This is a genomic window from Qipengyuania flava (assembly GCF_019448255.1).
Classification (GTDB): Bacteria; Pseudomonadota; Alphaproteobacteria; order Sphingomonadales; family Sphingomonadaceae; genus Qipengyuania; species Qipengyuania flava_A.
In genome coordinates this window covers 993,778-1,008,737 of record NZ_CP080410.1, presented here as the reverse complement: position 1 = coordinate 1,008,737, position 14,960 = coordinate 993,778, and the positions used below count along the sequence as shown (strand labels likewise).

The following is a 14,960-nucleotide window of genomic DNA, read 5'->3' as shown; positions in this document are numbered from 1 at the left end:
CCCCGTGCCCGCTCCTGCCTGCGGCGATTGCCGGGCCGAAGCCGGAGAAGGCGTTCACTGGCTCACCTCCGCAACGGCGGTCATCTTCACGGTCGGGCTGGCCAGGCGTTCGGCAAGGCCGGTGGCTGCCACGAGGTCGCGGCGCTCAGGGCGCTCAGGGACTTCACCAGTCTCGGCAAGCCATTCGGCAAAGAGGTTCTCTTCCTCAGGTGCCGGACGGTTGAGCGCGACGCGCACCGGCTTGGGCGCATCGATCCCGCGCGGCGTTCCAAGCGCGGCGAGCTGGCGTTCGCTCTCAAGGTACTGGTCGGCGCGCGGCGCTGCGTAGCCGAATTCGACCGCGTTCCAGTCGGACAGCTGCTGCTGGCTGGCGCGGGTTTCGAACTCGGTTTCGAGCAGCAGCTTGGCGCGCTGCGCGGCAACGATCTGGCGCTCGGCAAGGCGCACGTCGCTTTTCACCGCGTTGACCTTGAATGTCAGCGCGAGAAGCAGCGCAAAGCAAATGCCCAGCACGAGGGCCCAGCCGATCTGGCGAATGCGCGAACCGCCAACCATCACGCGGCCTCCCGTGCAAGAGTGGCGGTGCGGGTAGCGTGGCGCAGCACGGAGGAACGGGCGCGCGGGTTGCGCTCGACCTCGGCCGCGCCGGGCTTGATCGCCTTGGAAACCTTCGAAAAAACCGGATCGTCCTGCGCGACCATGGGGACATGACGCGAGGCGCTCGGGGTTGAGGACGCCTCGCGCAGGTAGCGCTTGACGATCCGGTCTTCGAGGCTGTGGAAGCTGACCACGGCAAGGCGGCCCCCTTCGCACAGCAGGTGTTCGGCAGCCGACAGGCCTTGGGACAGTTCGTCGAGCTCGCCGTTCACATGAATTCGGATGGCCTGGAAGGTGCGGGTGGCCGGGTCTTTCTTGTCGTGCGGCTTGTGGCCCAGCGCCTTGCGCACCACGCGGGCCAGTTCGCCGGTGGTCGACAGCGGGCGCGCGGCCACGATCGCGCGGGCAACCCGGCGCGACTGGCGCTCTTCGCCATAGGTGTAGAGCACGTCCGCAATCACGCCCTCATCGGCGGTGTTGAGGAAATCGGCTGCGCTTTCGCCGTCCTGGCTCATGCGCATGTCGAGCGGCCCGTCCGAGGAGAAGGCAAAGCCGCGATGCGCCTGGTCGAGCTGCATCGAGGACACGCCGATATCCATGACGACGCCATCGATCTTGGCGACGCCGGCCGATGTCATGACGTCGAGCATCTCGGAGAAGCGGTGCGGATAAAGAACGAGGCGCGGCGGATTTTCCTCCGTCTCGCGCCAGGTGCGGCCCTGGGCTATCGCGTCGGGATCCCGGTCGAAGGCGTGCACGGTCGCGCCGCGTTCCAGCAGCGCGCGGGTGTATCCGCCCGCACCGAAGGTTGCGTCGATCACGACGTCGCCCGGTTGCGGGTCGAGCGCTTCGATCACTTCGTCGAGCAGGACGGGGATGTGGGGCGCTTCGCTCATTTGCCCTTCGCCTTCGCGTCGGCGAGGAAGCTTTCGCAGGCCGCCTTAGCGCCCGCCCAGTCGTCGCCCATCTTGGCGAGCTCTTCCGGATTCCAGAGGGTGAAGAAGCGGCCACCGCCCTGGAAGTAAAGGCCGTCCTCGATCCCGCCGAGAGTGCGCAGGTGTTCGGGCATGACGAAGCGGCCGCTGTCGTCGAAGGGCATTTCCTGGAAGCCGAACAGCTGGCTCGAGCGCGTATCGCGGTCGAATTCCTTGCCGAGGCGCACCGCCATCTCTTCCTCGCGGTCGAGCTGGGCTTCGAGTTCGGGTTTACGGCTGAGGCCGAAGCCGACGAGACATTTCCAGCTGGGGTGCTTCATGAGGCACAGGACGCGCCCGTCGCTGCTTTCCTTCAGCGCCTTGCGGAAGAGGGGCGGAAGCACAAAGCGGCCCTTATCGCCTGCGGGCGAATAGGCCTGACCGCTGTACCCTCCAAAAGACACTGTCCCTGCACCCCGAAATCGGTTTTGCGTTCCTCCCCATCAGGCAACACCCTCCCCCACTCGCCCAGACGTGTGGGCGAGCCGCTCCGGCTGCGGGCCGGGCGCGCATAGACAGTGCTTGTCCGATGTGTGGTCGGTTTATCGCGGGAGAGGCGGGGATGGAAGGGAAAATTGCGGGATTTTACGGGATAAGCCTGCAAGTATCTGATTTAATGCATCTATTTTTGCACCAACGCACTCGAAAGAGTTACCACTTTCCTAAGGAAGAATCTGGAAATGCACGCAATTCTGCGGAGTCGCGCGGGCTTCCCCGGGAGATCCCCGATCCCGTCCCGCATAATCCCGTGTCAGCGCAAAAACGCGGCATCCGTAAGCGCAACAAGCACCGCGGCGCGATCCTTCGGCTCCTCGCCATGATGGCCAGACTCCAAAAGCGCAGCATCGACCATCACTAGGACCTGGCCCTCGCCGATGGCGCACCGGGCAAAGAGGCCCTCTCCCTCGAGCGAGCACTGCGACGAGGCCCGCAAGGCTAGCTCGCCCGCAAGATTGATTGGCGTTTCGCCATAGGGTGTTTCGACCAGGCGCTCGCCCCCCGGCTGCGCCTCATCGAACCGCAATTCCAGGCCCCAGCGCGTCAGGATCGGCGATATCAGCACGACATCCTGCGGCCGCCGCTTGTCGCCAAGGGCAAAGTCCGAATGGTGCGTCAGCAAGGGATCGGCGAAGACAAGAAGCTGCCCGCCGGCGCTGACCCAGTCGTCGAGCGCCACGTTTTCCGATGGCGCGAGCGGTCGCGGCTGGGCGAGGATGACGCGGTCGAGCCCGGCCAGGGCCTCTGCCTCGAGCGTATCGAGCGGTTCGAGCGTGTAGCTTTGCTCCAAAACGCGGCGCACCCAGCTTTTCTCATCGGTGCCATCGAGCACGGCGGCGAATCCGCCCTCACCCCAATAGATCGGCAGTGTCGAGAACAGGCCGACCTCGGGCCGGTCACCCGCCTGCTCGGTAGCCGGACCCGCCGAGCAGGAAGCCAGCAGCAGGAAAAGCGCCGAAACGAGCGCGCTAGTCTGCAGGGACCTCGGCATCGGTTTCCGGCGGTGTAGCGGCGGTGGGGGTTGCGACCGGCGGCGTGTTCGGCTCGGCCGGCAAATCTGGCACCACGCCCGCTTCGACCAGCGGGTCGTTCTGCGTTGCTGCTTGCGTCGGCTCGGTGGTCGGCGCGGCATCGGGGACCGTGGTCGCGTCGCTTTCCATCGCGCGGTCCTGGATGATGTTGGCAAGGCCCACCAGCAGGATCATCATCACGATGCCCGTGATCCCGATCTGCAGGCGCTGCACATTGCGCGCGCGGCGCGCATCGCTCACGCCGACATCCGAAACTTCGCCTGCTGGCGGTTTGCGGCTCATGTCGAAAAACTGGGGCACGCGCTTAGCCTAGGGACGCCGCAGCGCCAGTCAATCGCCCGCTTGCAACCAATCGAATACGGGCAGGTCCTTCGAAGCCAGCCATTCGGCGTTGTAGAGCGTCGAGAGATAGCGGAAGCCGGTATCGCACAGGATGGTTGCGACGCGCGGGTTCTCCCGACCTTCGGCGACCAGCTGCTTGCCCAGCGCAATGGCGCCGGCAACGTTGATGCCGCTCGACAGGCCGAGGCACAGCCCCTCTTCGCGCAGCAAGCGCGCGACCCAGGCGATGCCCTCTTCGTCCGAGACGCGGAACTGCGTGTCGATCGGAGCGCCTTCGAGATTGCCGGTGATGCGGCCCTGCCCGATCCCTTCGGCGACCGAGGAGCCTTCGGCCTTCAGCTCGCCGTGGGCGTAGTAATTGTAAAGCGCGGCGCCGTGCGGGTCGGTGAGCGCGATGGTCACCGTCTCGTCCAGCTCCTTCAGGCCCATGCCGACGCCGGCAATGGTCCCGCCGGTGCCGGCGGCGCAGGTGAAACCGTCGATGCGGCCGTCAAGCTGCTCCCACAGCTCCTTCGCCGTGGTCTCGATATGCGCCTTGCGGTTGGCGGTGTTGTCAAACTGGCCGGCCCAGATGGCGCCATCGATCTCGCCTGCCATGCGGCGCGAGACGTGCTGGAAGTGGTTGCAGTCGGCGTATTTGGTCGGCGGTACCGTGACCAGCTCCGCGCCCAGCGCGCGCAGGGTCTGCATCTTTTCCTGGCTCTGGTTGTCGGGCATCACGATGATCGTGCGATAGCCCAGCGCGTTCGCGACCAAGGCGATGCCGATGCCGGTGTTGCCGGCCGTGCCTTCGACCACCGTGCCGCCGGGCTTGAGCTCGCCGCGCTCTTCCGCATCACGGATGATGTAAAGCGCGGCGCGGTCCTTCACCGAGGCGCCAGGATTGGCGAATTCGCATTTGCCGAAAATGTCGCAGCCGGCTTCCGCGCTCGGTCCTTCGAGGCGGACGAGCGGCGTGTTGCCGATAAGGTCGAGCGCATGCTCGCGTACGGGAATTGCAGTCATGATTGGGGAGGTAGGCGCACGCACCTTAACCCGCAAACAACATCAATCTTCAGGCGGGAAAGGAGGACTGGATTATTGTCGGGTGCGTGAAGCGCATCCGCGCTTCCCTTCGGCTGTTCCGTCCCGCTCCCCCTCCCGGCCACCCATAGAATACCGTGCCGTGGGTGGCCGGGAGGGGGAGCGGGACGGAACAGCAAGCCTTCGACGGATGTCGAAGGCGCACCAAACAGAAAAGGAAGGGAAAAGCTGGTGCCGCAGCAAGATCAGGACGAACGTCCTGACCGCACGCAAGCCAAAATCAATCTTCCGGCGCGATGGTGACCTTCAGGCCGTCGAGATCCGGCGTGAACGGGATCTGGCACGACAGGCGCGAGGTCGCTTCGCGGTGGTCGGTCGATTCGAGGAGGTCGTCCTCGTCCTCGCTCATCGCCGGCAGCTTGTCGGCAAAGGCCGGGTCCACCGTGACGTGGCAGGTCGCGCACGAACAGCAGCCGCCGCACAGCGCCAGCAGCTCGTCAAAGCCGTTGTCGCGGATCGCTTCCATCACGGTCAGGCCGTCGGCGACGTCGATTTCGCTGGTTTCGCCTTCGCGGGTGGTGACGATCAGTTTGGGCATTGCGCGTATCCTCGGTTGCAAAGGGCCACTGGTCGACCCTATTCGAGCGGCTGCTATTCAATCGCGGCGGGGAAGGCAAGCGCGCAGCCCATGGGCCTCACAAACGAACAATTGCGGCAGCATCTCGATACGGTGGCGCAAGACGACCCGGTGGTCGCATCGGCCATTGAGCGCTGCGGCTATCCCGAAGAGCGTATCCGCCCCACCGGCTACAAGACCCTGCTTCGCACGATCGTCGGCCAGCAGGTCAGCGTGGCCGCTGCAGCATCGGTCTGGAACAAGCTCGAGGCTGAACTGGGCGAGGAGATGCACGCGCATGAGCTGCTTGCGCGCGATTTCGACACACTGCGCGCCTGCGGCCTTTCGCGCCAGAAGCAGGGCTACGCCCGCAGCCTGTGCGAACTGGTGACGGGCGGCGAGCTCGACATCGAGAAACTGCCCGAAAGCGACGAGGAGGCGATTGCCGAGCTGACCCGGATCAAGGGCATCGGGCGCTGGTCGGCCGAGATTTACCTGCTGTTTGCCGAAGGCCGGCAGGACATATGGCCCGCGGGCGACCTGGCGGTGCAGGAAGCCGTTGGGCGCCTGCTCGAACTGCCGGCCCGCCCAAGCGAGAAGGAAACCCGCGCGCTGGGCGAGAAATGGAGCCCCTATCGCGGCGCCATGGCCATCTTCACCTGGCACACTTACAACAACGCGGCGCTCTAGGCGCGCGACGAGGGAGAGAGAACATGAGCGAGCGCAAAGCGATTTTCATCACTGGTGGCGGTTCCGGCATCGGGCGCGCCGTGGCCCTGTATTTTGCCGAACGCGGCTGGTTCATCGGCCTCGGCGACATAGACAAGGCCGGCATGCGCGAGACCGCCGAGCTGATCGGCAACGGTTTCGTCTATTCCCACGCCTTCGACGTGCGCGACCGCGCCGCCTGGGACGAAGCGCTGGAAGCCTTCTCGGTCGCAACCGGCGGGCGCATCGACGTGCTGTTCAACAACGCGGGTATTCCGCTCGGCGGATCGCTCATGGAAAACAGCACCGAGGAAATCGAGCGCTGCCTCGACATCAACCTCAAGGGCGTGCTGTTCGGCGCGCAGGCAGCCCATCCGCATCTCAAGAAGACCGCTCCCGGCTCGTGCCTGCTCAACACGGCAAGCGCGGCGGGGATCTACGGCACGCCGGGCGCGAGCGTCTATTCGGCGACCAAGTTCGGCGTGCGCGCCATCACCGAAAGCCTCGATGGCGAATGGGCGGAAGACGGCATCAATGTAAGAAGCCTGATGCCGAGCTTCATCGACACCCCGCTGCTCGACCACAATCCCAACGCCCGCACCAACGAAGGCATTCGCCAACGGGTTACCGAAGCGGGCCTTGAAATCACCCCTGTCGAGGAAGTCGCCGCAGCCGCCTGGGCTGCCGTGCACGGCGAGAAACTGCACACGACTGTCGGCAAGACCGCCAAGTCGATGGCCTTCGCCGCGCGCTGGCTGCCGGGCCGCGTACGCAAGCAGACCCGCGAAAGCGCGCGCCCGCTCGGCCAGTAGGCCTAGGCGACGAGCGCGTCGATCTTGCGCGCCATCTTCACGTCGCGCAGGGACAACCCGCCCGCGTCATGCGTGGTCAGGGTGACTTCGACGCGATTGTAGACATTGAACCATTCGGGATGGTGATCGCGCGTCTCGGCAATCATTGCCACGCGGGTCATGAAGGCGAACGCTTGCGAGAAATCAGCGAATTCGAAAGTCCGCTCGATCGCCTTGCCCTCGCGCGCCAGCGACCATCCGTTGAGGCCGCGCAGCCAGCTGTCGCGTTCTTCCTCGGTCAGCTGCTCTACGGTCATGGCGCGCGAATCTCCTATTTGTCTTGCTTGTCGCTGCGGGCGCTTTTGCCTATCGCTCCGGCCCATGCAAGCTCGCCTCGTCGCAAAGGATATTGCCTGCCGCCGCGGCGAGCGGCTGCTGCTGCGCGCCTTTTCGCTAGAGGCAGGAGCGGGCGATGCGGTGCATCTCACGGGCCCCAACGGCATCGGCAAATCGAGCCTGCTGCGCATCCTTGGCGGGCTGCTGCGGCCCTTTGCGGGCACGGTCGAGCGCGAGGGCGCCGTCAGCCTTGTCGATGAACGCCTTGCGCTCGATGCGAACCTGCCGCTGGGCGATGCGTTGGCCTTCTGGGAGCGGCTCGACGGGGCGGCGGACACGGCTGCGATCTACACCGCGCTCCAACTCGAACCGCTGCTCGATGTGCCGGTGCGATACCTGTCGACCGGGCAGAAAAAACGCGCGGCGCTCGCGCGGCTGATCCATTCCGGCAGCGCGATCTGGTTGCTCGACGAACCGCTCAACGGGCTCGACCGCGACGCGACCGCAGCGTTCGAGCGTATCATTGCAGAGCATTGCGCAGGCGGAGGCCTGGCGCTGGTTGCCTCGCACCAGCCGATTGCCCTGCCCTCCCCGCAAGTCATCGACCTGTCGGAGTACGCACCATGATAGCGGCACTCCTGAGGCGTGATCTCGGCCTGCTGCTCCCCGGCGGGCGCGGCGGCGGCGGCGTGCTGCCGCTGCTGTTCTTCCTCGCCGTCGCCATGCTCTACCCCTTCGCGGTGGGGCCGGACGCGCAGCTGCTGGCGCGCACCGGCGGCGGAGTCATCTGGGTCGCGGCGCTGCTCGCCGCGATCCTGCCGCTCGAAAAGCTGGTCGCGGGCGATCTGGAGGCGGGCGTGTTCGACCAGCTGCACCTGCGCGGTGTGAGCGAGGAATGGGCCATGGCCGTGCGGCTTCTTGCCCACTGGCTCGCCTTTGCGCCGCTGCTGCTGCTCGCCACCCTGCCCGCCGCCGCGCTGCTTGGCCTAGACGGGTCAACGACGCGCACGGTCCTTCTCGGCCTGCTGGCGGGAACGCCGGGGCTTGCCGCAGTCGGCCTTGCCGTGGCCGCGCTGACGGCCAGCCTCAGGGGCGGCGCAGCGCTGGCGGGCCTGATGGTCATTCCGCTGGCCGTCCCCATCCTGATCTTCGGCGCGGGCGCGCTTTCGACCACCGGCGATGGAGGCATCGCCCTCGCCGCCGCGATCAGCCTCGGCCTGTGCGCAGTCACACCCTTCGTCGCCGGCGCGGCGATCCGCTCGGCACGAGAGGGGTGATCGCGCGGCGATAATGTGCTTTGTCCCCAAGTGCGAACCACGAAGGACTAACGGGAGAGACGGCCTTGGGTGCACTGAAGGAACCGCACGGCGGCGAGCTGAAAAACCTCTATCTGAGCGATGAGGAGGCCGCCGAGGAGAAGGCTAGGTCCAAGGACTGGCCCAGTTGGGACCTCACCCCGCGCCAGCTCTGCGATATCGAATTGCTGCTGAACGGCGGCTTTTCCCCGCTCGAAGGCTTCCAGGGCAAGGAAGACTACGACGCCGTGGTTTCGACCATGCGGCTCGCCAACGGGCTGCTCTGGCCGATCCCTATCACGCTCGATGTCAGCCAGGAATTTGCCGACACTGTCAACGAGGGTGAGGTCATCACCCTGCGCGACCGCGAAGGCGTGCTGATTGCCACCATGACGATTTCGGACAAATGGACGCCCGACAAGCGCGCCGAATGCGAGGGCGTGCTGGGCACCACCGATGACAAGCATCCCGAAGTCGACCGGCTCCTTAACCATTCGGGCCCGGTCTATCTCGGCGGGAAGCTGAAAGGCGTGCAGGCCCCGCGCCACTTCGACTTCATGCAGCACCGCCACAGTCCGCAAGAACTGCGCGACATGTTCGCCAAGCGTAGCTGGCGCAAGGTGGTCGCTTTCCAGACCCGCAACCCTCTGCACCGGGCACACCAGGAGCTCACCTTCCGCGCCGCGCGCGAGGCGGAGGCGAACCTGCTGCTGCATCCGGTGGTCGGCCTCACCAAGCCGGGCGATATCGACTATTTCACCCGCGTGCGCTGCTACGAAAAGCTGATGCAGCACTATCCCGACCAGACCAGCGCGCTCTCGCTCCTGCCGCTCGCCATGCGCATGGCCGGACCGCGCGAGGCCGTGTGGCACGGGATCATCCGCAAGAATTTCGGCTGCACCCATTTCATCATCGGGCGCGATCACGCCGGCCCCGGAAAAGACAGCAAGGGCGAGGAATTCTACGGCCCCTACGACGCGCAGGACCTGTTCGTGGAGCACCAGGAGGAGCTCGAGATCAGCCTCGTGCCGTTCAAGATGATGGTCTATGTCGAAGAGCGCGCGCAGTATGCGCCGGTCGACGAGGTCGAGGATAACGAGACCCAGCTCAACATCTCCGGCACCGAACTGCGCCGCCGCCTGAAGCACAATCTGGAATTGCCCGACTGGTTCAGCTTCCCCGAAGTGGTCGAAGTGCTGCGCGAACGGCATCCGCCGCTGACCGAGCAGGGTTTCACCCTATTCTTCACCGGCTTTTCGGGCAGCGGCAAGTCGACCATCGCCAACGCGGTGATGACCAAGCTGATGGAAATGGGCGGACGCCGCGTCACGCTGCTCGACGGCGATATCGTGCGCAAGAACCTGTCGAGCGAGCTGGGCTTTTCCAAGGAGCACCGCAACCTCAACATCGAGCGGATCGGTTATGTTGCGAGCGAGATCACCAAGAACGGCGGCATCGCCATCTGCGCGCCGATCGCGCCCTATGCGGGCAGCCGGAGGGTGGTGCGCGAGCTGATCGAACCGCTCGGCGGGTTCCTCGAGATCCACGTCAACACCCCGCTCGAAGTGTGCGAGGCGCGCGATCGCAAGGGCCTCTACGCCAAGGCGCGCGCGGGCGTGATCAAGGAGTTCACCGGGATTTCCGACCCTTACGAGGTGCCCGAAAACCCGGAAATGACGATCGACACGACCGACATCACCATCGATCAGGCCGCGCAGCAGGTTCTGCTCAAGCTGGAGAAGCTTGGGTATCTTGCCTAGAGCGAATTCGGTCTTGGGCGCGCCTCAATTACCAAGGCGCGCCAAACGAACGCGGAGCAAGTCCCGCCTATCACGAACGCGATCAGCGAGAAGGCAAGGTCATCGTTGCCGATGATATCGCCTGCATCGGTGGTAATCGCTACGAAGACGACCCACAGGGCGATGGCACCCGTGATGCTAACCGCATAGTGGAGTGGTGGCTGCAATTGCCTGCGACGGGCGATGATGGCGTGAGGAATTTCGACTATCAAAGCCACCGCTGCTGCCGCAGGAACCGCGACTGCCATGCCGAGAAAAGCCACGAAACCGATGGCCTCGAAATAGCCCGCCATCGAAGGCGAAGCCTGTGGGCTACCGAAGACGCTGACCATGATCCCCGTGCCCAGCGAAATCGCGAAGGAAGCTAGCAGGGCAGTAAGAATGACGGCGAAAACACCGCGCGTCACCAGCGAAATTATCTTCATCGTTTTCAGTAAGGAGGCTGGTGCAGGCCCTTGGGGCTTTCGGTGAAGATCTCCACCCCATCCTCGGTGATGCCGATCGAGTGTTCGAACTGCGCCGAGAGCGACTTGTCGCGGGTTACGGCGGTCCAGCCGTCGCGCAGGATCTTGGCGTGCGGACGGCCCGCGTTGATCATCGGTTCGATGGTGAAAAACATGCCGGGCTTCAGTTCAGGTCCGGTCCCGGCGCGCGCGGCGTGGATCACTTCGGGCGCGTCGTGGAACAGGCGGCCAAGGCCGTGGCCGCAGAACTCTTGCACCACGCCATAGCGGAACTGGCGCGCGTGCGCTTCGATGGCCGCGCCGATATCGCCAAGGCGGGCGCCCGGCTTCGAGGCGGCCTCGATACCGAGCATGAGGCATTCATAGGTCACATCGACCAGCCGCCTCGCCTTGATCGACGGCTCGCCGGCAAAGAACATGCGGCTCGTATCGCCGTGCCAGCCGTCGAGCAGCGGGGTCACGTCGATGTTGACGATGTCGCCGTCCTTGAGCGCCTTGTCGCTCGGGATGCCGTGGCAGATCACGTGGTTGATCGAGGTGCAGCAGCTGTGCGCATAGCCGCGATAGCCCATGGTTGCGGGCACCGCGCCGGCGTCGAGCATCATGGTGCGCGCCTTGTCGTCGATCTCGCCCGTGGTCACGCCCGGCTGCACGAAGGTCGTGAGCTCGTCGAGAATTTCGGCGGCCAGCCGGCCCGCCTTGCGCATGCCTTCGAAGCCGTCCGGCCCGTGCAGCTTGATGGTGCCGTCGCGATAGACGGTCTCGTCCGCCTCGATTACCTGATATTCGGTCATGCGGCCTCACATAGTGTGTTTGGCGCGCAATTGCGAGATGCCTAGCCGCGCACGCTGAAAGCGCCTGCGTATTCGGGCTTCACCGCGTCGATCACGCTGGCCGTAACATCGAAATCGAGCTCGTAGGCGCCTTCGGCATAGGGGCCTGCGACATAGGGCCCGAAATAGACCGTGATGCGGTCGAAGGTGCGGCCGTTTGACGAACCGACCAGCACGCTGGCTTCGTCGAGGCCGGGGCAGGTGTCGAAGGTGTCGGTGCTGCCATCTTCGATTTCCATCCCGCGCCGCCGTTCGCGCGCGGTGTTGAGCGTGTCGCACAAGCGCTGGCCCAGCCCCTGTTCAAGGGCAACGGGCGAGTTGAACAGGGCGACCCCGTCCATCCCCTCACCCGCCTCGCGGTCCCACACCAGCGAGCTGACGCCGTACATGCCGTGCGCCCCGCCCGAATAGGTCGCCATCTCGCTCGACAGGCTGAGGAAGCGCGGCGTGTCCGCCACGACCTTCCATTCGACCGAAGCGCTGTGCTGGCGCGGGGTCCACTCCTGCCCTTCGGCCGCGTTCCAGTCGTCGTCGGCCTGGCTCGCCAGCTCGGCGCGCAGATCGTCGGCGCGCTGCTGCAATTCCTCGCCAAGCGCGGGGATCGCGCTCGCTTCCCCGGGCCATGCGTAGGCGAAGACGAAGCGTTCGCTTTCCTCTTCCAACGACACAGCCTCCGCTGCGGCGGCATCGCCCGATGGCGCGGCACCCGTAGCCGCTGCGGCGCTGTCGTCTACACCGACATCCTCGGCATACTCGGCCCCGTCGGAACAGGCCGCACTCGACAGGGCGAGGGAAATGAGGAACAGGGACGCACGCATGGCGGTTTCCTTTGCGAGACCGAACAAAAGGACAGATACAGAATATGCCCGACACGCAGCCGCTTATCCAGCCCGACCGCGGACAGGAGGCGATTTCGATCCACCTGGTAAACCGCGACGGCTATCCCGAATGGCTCAAGTCGCTCTCCGCCAGCCAGCGCGCTTCGCTCGCTGCGCAGAAGTTCGACGGCAGCGGGTACCAGGTCGGCATCGTGCCCGATGGGGACAGCTGGTTTGCCGTGGGCGGCGTTGCCAATCCCGACGACCTGTCGAGCTGGTGCCTTGCCAAACTCGCTGAAAGCCTGCCCGAGGGCACCTATCGCCGCGCCGAGGGTGAGCCCGGCCCCGCGCTGCATGGCTGGCAGACGGCGCAATACGTCTTCGACCGCTACAAGAAGCCCGAGCGCCCCGTCGGCCCGCGCGTGCTGTTGACCAAGGATGTGAAGGCCATCGACGGTGCCATTGCCGAGGCAAAGGCCGTTGGCCTCGTGCGCGATCTCGTCAACACGCCGGCCGAGGACATGGGCCCAGCCGCTCTCGAAGCTGAGTGCGAGACGCTCGCCAAGACCTATTCGGCCAAGCTCAGCGTGACCAAGGGGGACACGCTGGAGCAGGAATACCCGATGGTCCACGCGGTCGGCCGCGCCGCCACGCGCCATCATGCGCCGCGCATCATGCATCTCACCTGGGGCAAGGAAAGCAATCCGGTTCTCGCCATTGTCGGCAAGGGCGTGTGCTTCGATTCCGGCGGGCTCGACGTGAAGAGCGCGGCCGGCATGAAGCTGATGAAGAAGGACATGGGCGGCGCGGCGCACGCTATCGCGCTTGCGGGCCTGGTCATGGGCGCTGGCCTTCCCGTGCGCCTGCACCTGCTGGTGCCCGCGGTCGAGAACGCCATCAGCTCGAACAGCTTCCGCCCCGGCGATGTGCTGAAGACCCGCAAGGGGCTGACCGTGGAAATCGGCAACACCGACGCCGAAGGCCGCCTGATCCTCGGCGACGCCCTGCAGCGCGCGAGCGAGGAGGATCCCGACCTGATCCTCGACTTCGCCACCCTCACCGGAGCCGCGCGTGTAGCACTTGGCCCGGACTATCCGGCGCTGATGACGCGTGAGGATTCCACCGCCGATGCGCTGATCGCCGCAGGCCGCGGATGCGACGACGAACCCTGGCGTCTGCCCTTGCCGGAAGCCTACAAGGAATGGCTCGCCTCCGACATTGCCGACACCAACAACGCCCATGGCAACGCTTTTGCAGGCGCCAGCGTTGCGGGTCTCTTCCTCGACAAGTTTGTTGGCGAAGGCATCGACTGGGCGCATTTCGACACCTTCGCCTGGCGCCCGACCGCCAAGCCCGGTCGGCCGCGCGGCGGCGATGCCTACGGCCTGCGCGCTTCGTGGCACATGCTCAAAGCGCGCTACGGTGGAGCATGACCGCCGCGCGTCTTGCGGGATCGGCCCTGCGCGGTTAAGCGCGCGAAACGTTCACATACGGAAACCGAAACAAGCGTGACTGCGTCAGACAGCTATTCTCTTCCCGAAGGTATCGTCGGCCTTACCGGTCCGGTTGCAAAACCGGCACCCGGAACCCTGCCGCTGCGCGGTGATCTGGCGCACATCGCGCTGGCGAAGGATTACCTCGCGGCGCACTATGTGATTCCGAAGGCCCGTACGATCGGGAATTCGCCTGTTACGCTCAAGATCGCCATGCGCGACGACGCCGAGGACGGCGTTACCCTTGAAGCGGGCGTGCCAGTCGAGCTGCTCGATTGCGCCGGAGACTGGGCGTGGATCACCTGCGGCCCGCAGGGCCCGAGCGGCTACGTCCACCTCGGCGCGCTCGCCCCTTCCAGTGACGCATAAGGTCTTTATCGACGGCGCCGCCGGGACCACCGGCCTCGAGATCGCCGAACGGCTTGCCGGACGCAGCGAATTTTCGCTGATCACGCTGGACAATGCGCAGCGCAAGGACACCGATGCCCGGCGCGAAGCGCTGAACGAAGCGGATGTCGCCATCCTCTGCCTGCCCGACGATGCCGCCCGCGAAGCGGTCGAGCTGATCGATCCGGCGGGCGGAACGCGCGTGATCGATGCATCCTCAGCGCACCGTACCACCGAAGGCTGGTGCTACGGCTTCCCCGAAATCGTCGGGCGCGAACGCGTGGCCGATGCGCGCCGGGTGAGCAATCCGGGGTGCTACCCAACCGGTTTCCTCGGCCTGGTCGCCCCGCTCGTGCGCGCTGGCCTGATCCCGGCCGACTGGCCCTACACGGTCAATGCGGTGAGCGGTTATTCGGGCGGCGGCAAGGCGCTGATCGCGCGCTTCGAAGAGGACGGCGCACCCGCCTTTCGCGGCTATGGCTACGACCTGTCGCACAAGCACCTGCCCGAGATGAAAGCCCACGCTGGGCTCGAGCATCCGGTGATCTTCGCCCCCTCGGTCGTCCCGGCCTATCGCGGCATGCTGGTCGAAGTTCCGCTGCATCTGGGAGCAATGGCCGGTGACCCGCACGCTGACGCCTTGCGGGCCGCGCTCGCCGAGTTCTACGCTGGCTTGAAGATCGTCCGCGTCCATGAAGGCGCTGCGCCGGGCGAGCTGCTGCTGGAACCGAAGGCGGAGCCGAACGACGGTATGGAGCTGTTCGTGTTCGGCAACGAAGGCGGATGGAACGCCCGCCTCGTCGCGCGGCTGGACAATCTCGGCAAGGGCGCCAGCGGGGCTGCGGTGCAGAACCTCAACCTGATGTGCGGCCTGCCGGAGACCGCGGGCCTGCAACTGACTGGTGCCTAAAAAACAGGCAACTTGTGTTCGCCCGGCAGGCATTGCCTCCCGGCC

At 65.6% G+C, this 14,960-nt stretch carries 19 protein-coding genes; 8 read left to right on the top strand and 11 right to left on the bottom strand.

Annotated elements, in window-relative coordinates; all coding sequences use genetic code 11:
• Positions 1 to 54: 54 nt before the first annotated feature.
• The 7 genes from KUV82_RS04915 to KUV82_RS04885 all read right to left on the bottom strand — a co-directional run bounded on the left by KUV82_RS04915 (position 55) and on the right by KUV82_RS04885 (position 5,063).
• Entirely contained in the window at positions 55 to 555 is a 501-nt protein-coding gene (locus KUV82_RS04915) for a hypothetical protein (protein ID WP_258319880.1), read from the bottom strand.
• Positions 555 to 1,493, bottom strand: coding sequence for a 16S rRNA (cytosine(1402)-N(4))-methyltransferase RsmH (rsmH, locus tag KUV82_RS04910; RefSeq protein ID WP_219955773.1), 939 nt, complete (start codon positions 1,491 to 1,493; stop codon positions 555 to 557). Before rsmH ends, KUV82_RS04915 begins: the two co-directional genes overlap by 1 nt.
• Positions 1,490 to 1,915 (bottom strand): division/cell wall cluster transcriptional repressor MraZ, encoded by a 426-nt coding sequence (locus tag KUV82_RS04905; protein WP_258319849.1) that lies wholly within the window; start codon positions 1,913 to 1,915, stop codon positions 1,490 to 1,492. Before KUV82_RS04905 ends, rsmH begins: the two co-directional genes overlap by 4 nt.
• 407 nt (positions 1,916 to 2,322) lie before the next feature.
• The gene (locus KUV82_RS04900; protein WP_219955771.1) at positions 2,323 to 3,060 is read right to left on the bottom strand and encodes a GldG family protein; all 738 of its coding nucleotides are present in this window, start codon (positions 3,058 to 3,060) and stop codon (positions 2,323 to 2,325) included.
• Positions 3,038 to 3,400 carry a hypothetical protein gene (locus KUV82_RS04895; RefSeq protein ID WP_219955770.1) on the bottom strand — a complete coding sequence of 121 codons (363 nt, stop codon included), beginning with the start codon at positions 3,398 to 3,400 and terminating at the stop codon, positions 3,038 to 3,040. Before KUV82_RS04895 ends, KUV82_RS04900 begins: the two co-directional genes overlap by 23 nt.
• Before the next feature lie 30 nt (positions 3,401 to 3,430).
• Positions 3,431 to 4,447 (bottom strand): cysteine synthase A, encoded by a 1,017-nt coding sequence (locus KUV82_RS04890; protein WP_219955769.1) that lies wholly within the window; start codon positions 4,445 to 4,447, stop codon positions 3,431 to 3,433.
• A gap of 298 nt (positions 4,448 to 4,745) precedes the next feature.
• On the bottom strand, positions 4,746 to 5,063 hold the full coding sequence (locus tag KUV82_RS04885) for a 2Fe-2S iron-sulfur cluster-binding protein (RefSeq protein WP_219955768.1): 318 nt from the start codon (positions 5,061 to 5,063) through the stop codon (positions 4,746 to 4,748).
• 90 nt (positions 5,064 to 5,153) lie between these two features.
• Between KUV82_RS04885 and KUV82_RS04880 the strand changes: the two genes are divergently transcribed.
• Together KUV82_RS04880 and KUV82_RS04875 are read left to right on the top strand one after the other, a co-directional pair.
• Positions 5,154 to 5,771: a DNA-3-methyladenine glycosylase family protein gene (locus KUV82_RS04880; protein ID WP_219955767.1), complete on the top strand. Its 618-nt coding sequence runs from the start codon at positions 5,154 to 5,156 to the stop codon at positions 5,769 to 5,771.
• A 23-nt stretch (positions 5,772 to 5,794) separates the two neighbouring features.
• Positions 5,795 to 6,601: an SDR family oxidoreductase gene (locus KUV82_RS04875; protein ID WP_219955766.1), complete on the top strand. Its 807-nt coding sequence runs from the start codon at positions 5,795 to 5,797 to the stop codon at positions 6,599 to 6,601.
• Between the two features lie 2 nt (positions 6,602 to 6,603).
• Here KUV82_RS04875 and KUV82_RS04870 read toward each other — a convergent pair whose 3' ends face one another.
• Positions 6,604 to 6,897: a 4a-hydroxytetrahydrobiopterin dehydratase gene (locus KUV82_RS04870; RefSeq protein WP_219955765.1), complete on the bottom strand. Its 294-nt coding sequence runs from the start codon at positions 6,895 to 6,897 to the stop codon at positions 6,604 to 6,606.
• A gap of 64 nt (positions 6,898 to 6,961) precedes the next feature.
• Here KUV82_RS04870 and ccmA point away from each other — a divergent pair, with 64 nt between their 5' ends.
• The 3 genes from ccmA to KUV82_RS04855 all read left to right on the top strand — a co-directional run bounded on the left by ccmA (position 6,962) and on the right by KUV82_RS04855 (position 9,971).
• Positions 6,962 to 7,543 (top strand): heme ABC exporter ATP-binding protein CcmA, encoded by a 582-nt coding sequence (gene ccmA / locus KUV82_RS04865; RefSeq protein ID WP_219955764.1) that lies wholly within the window; start codon positions 6,962 to 6,964, stop codon positions 7,541 to 7,543.
• The gene (locus KUV82_RS04860) at positions 7,540 to 8,193 is read left to right on the top strand and encodes a heme exporter protein CcmB (protein WP_219955763.1); all 654 of its coding nucleotides are present in this window, start codon (positions 7,540 to 7,542) and stop codon (positions 8,191 to 8,193) included. Before ccmA ends, KUV82_RS04860 begins: the two co-directional genes overlap by 4 nt.
• A gap of 65 nt (positions 8,194 to 8,258) precedes the next feature.
• Positions 8,259 to 9,971, top strand: a complete 1,713-nt coding sequence (locus KUV82_RS04855; RefSeq protein WP_219955762.1) for a bifunctional sulfate adenylyltransferase/adenylylsulfate kinase — start codon at positions 8,259 to 8,261, stop codon at positions 9,969 to 9,971.
• Here KUV82_RS04855 and KUV82_RS04850 read toward each other — a convergent pair.
• From KUV82_RS04850 to KUV82_RS04840, 3 genes are read right to left on the bottom strand one after another with little or no spacing between them, the layout of a single operon-like run.
• Positions 9,968 to 10,435 carry a hypothetical protein gene (locus tag KUV82_RS04850; RefSeq protein ID WP_219955761.1) on the bottom strand — a complete coding sequence of 156 codons (468 nt, stop codon included), beginning with the start codon at positions 10,433 to 10,435 and terminating at the stop codon, positions 9,968 to 9,970. The genes KUV82_RS04855 and KUV82_RS04850 overlap by 4 nt on opposite strands.
• 5 nt (positions 10,436 to 10,440) lie before the next feature.
• Positions 10,441 to 11,268: a type I methionyl aminopeptidase gene (map, locus tag KUV82_RS04845; RefSeq protein ID WP_219955760.1), complete on the bottom strand. Its 828-nt coding sequence runs from the start codon at positions 11,266 to 11,268 to the stop codon at positions 10,441 to 10,443.
• A gap of 41 nt (positions 11,269 to 11,309) precedes the next feature.
• Positions 11,310 to 12,125: a PdaC/SigV domain-containing protein gene (locus KUV82_RS04840; protein ID WP_219955759.1), complete on the bottom strand. Its 816-nt coding sequence runs from the start codon at positions 12,123 to 12,125 to the stop codon at positions 11,310 to 11,312.
• A gap of 44 nt (positions 12,126 to 12,169) precedes the next feature.
• Here KUV82_RS04840 and KUV82_RS04835 point away from each other — a divergent pair, with 44 nt between their 5' ends.
• The 3 genes from KUV82_RS04835 (at position 12,170) to argC (ending at position 14,915) form a co-directional block, all read left to right on the top strand.
• The gene (locus KUV82_RS04835; protein WP_219955758.1) at positions 12,170 to 13,558 is read left to right on the top strand and encodes a leucyl aminopeptidase family protein; all 1,389 of its coding nucleotides are present in this window, start codon (positions 12,170 to 12,172) and stop codon (positions 13,556 to 13,558) included.
• A gap of 75 nt (positions 13,559 to 13,633) precedes the next feature.
• On the top strand, positions 13,634 to 13,987 hold the full coding sequence (locus KUV82_RS04830) for a hypothetical protein (protein ID WP_219955757.1): 354 nt from the start codon (positions 13,634 to 13,636) through the stop codon (positions 13,985 to 13,987).
• On the top strand, positions 13,977 to 14,915 hold the full coding sequence (gene argC / locus KUV82_RS04825) for an N-acetyl-gamma-glutamyl-phosphate reductase (RefSeq protein ID WP_219955756.1): 939 nt from the start codon (positions 13,977 to 13,979) through the stop codon (positions 14,913 to 14,915). The genes KUV82_RS04830 and argC overlap by 11 nt, the downstream gene beginning before the upstream one ends.
• The last annotated feature ends 45 nt before the right edge of the window (positions 14,916 to 14,960 follow it).

What these genes read in the sequence shown, in the direction of transcription:
- KUV82_RS04860 (WP_219955763.1), top strand. Translation starts at nt 7,540, where the DNA reads ATGATAGCGGCACTCCTGAGGCGTGATCTCGGCCTGCTGCTCCCCGGC.
- KUV82_RS04890 (WP_219955769.1), bottom strand. Translation starts at nt 4,447, where the DNA reads ATGACTGCAATTCCCGTACGCGAGCATGCGCTCGACCTTATCGGCAAC.
- KUV82_RS04840 (WP_219955759.1), bottom strand. Translation starts at nt 12,125, where the DNA reads ATGCGTGCGTCCCTGTTCCTCATTTCCCTCGCCCTGTCGAGTGCGGCC.
- ccmA (WP_219955764.1), top strand. Translation starts at nt 6,962, where the DNA reads ATGCAAGCTCGCCTCGTCGCAAAGGATATTGCCTGCCGCCGCGGCGAG.
- KUV82_RS04880 (WP_219955767.1), top strand. Translation starts at nt 5,154, where the DNA reads ATGGGCCTCACAAACGAACAATTGCGGCAGCATCTCGATACGGTGGCG.
- KUV82_RS04870 (WP_219955765.1), bottom strand. Translation starts at nt 6,897, where the DNA reads ATGACCGTAGAGCAGCTGACCGAGGAAGAACGCGACAGCTGGCTGCGC.
- KUV82_RS04850 (WP_219955761.1), bottom strand. Translation starts at nt 10,435, where the DNA reads ATGAAGATAATTTCGCTGGTGACGCGCGGTGTTTTCGCCGTCATTCTT.
- rsmH (WP_219955773.1), bottom strand. Translation starts at nt 1,493, where the DNA reads ATGAGCGAAGCGCCCCACATCCCCGTCCTGCTCGACGAAGTGATCGAA.
- KUV82_RS04835 (WP_219955758.1), top strand. Translation starts at nt 12,170, where the DNA reads ATGCCCGACACGCAGCCGCTTATCCAGCCCGACCGCGGACAGGAGGCG.
- KUV82_RS04885 (WP_219955768.1), bottom strand. Translation starts at nt 5,063, where the DNA reads ATGCCCAAACTGATCGTCACCACCCGCGAAGGCGAAACCAGCGAAATC.
- map (WP_219955760.1), bottom strand. Translation starts at nt 11,268, where the DNA reads ATGACCGAATATCAGGTAATCGAGGCGGACGAGACCGTCTATCGCGAC.
- KUV82_RS04915 (WP_258319880.1), bottom strand. Translation starts at nt 555, where the DNA reads ATGGTTGGCGGTTCGCGCATTCGCCAGATCGGCTGGGCCCTCGTGCTG.
- KUV82_RS04875 (WP_219955766.1), top strand. Translation starts at nt 5,795, where the DNA reads ATGAGCGAGCGCAAAGCGATTTTCATCACTGGTGGCGGTTCCGGCATC.
- KUV82_RS04900 (WP_219955771.1), bottom strand. Translation starts at nt 3,060, where the DNA reads ATGCCGAGGTCCCTGCAGACTAGCGCGCTCGTTTCGGCGCTTTTCCTG.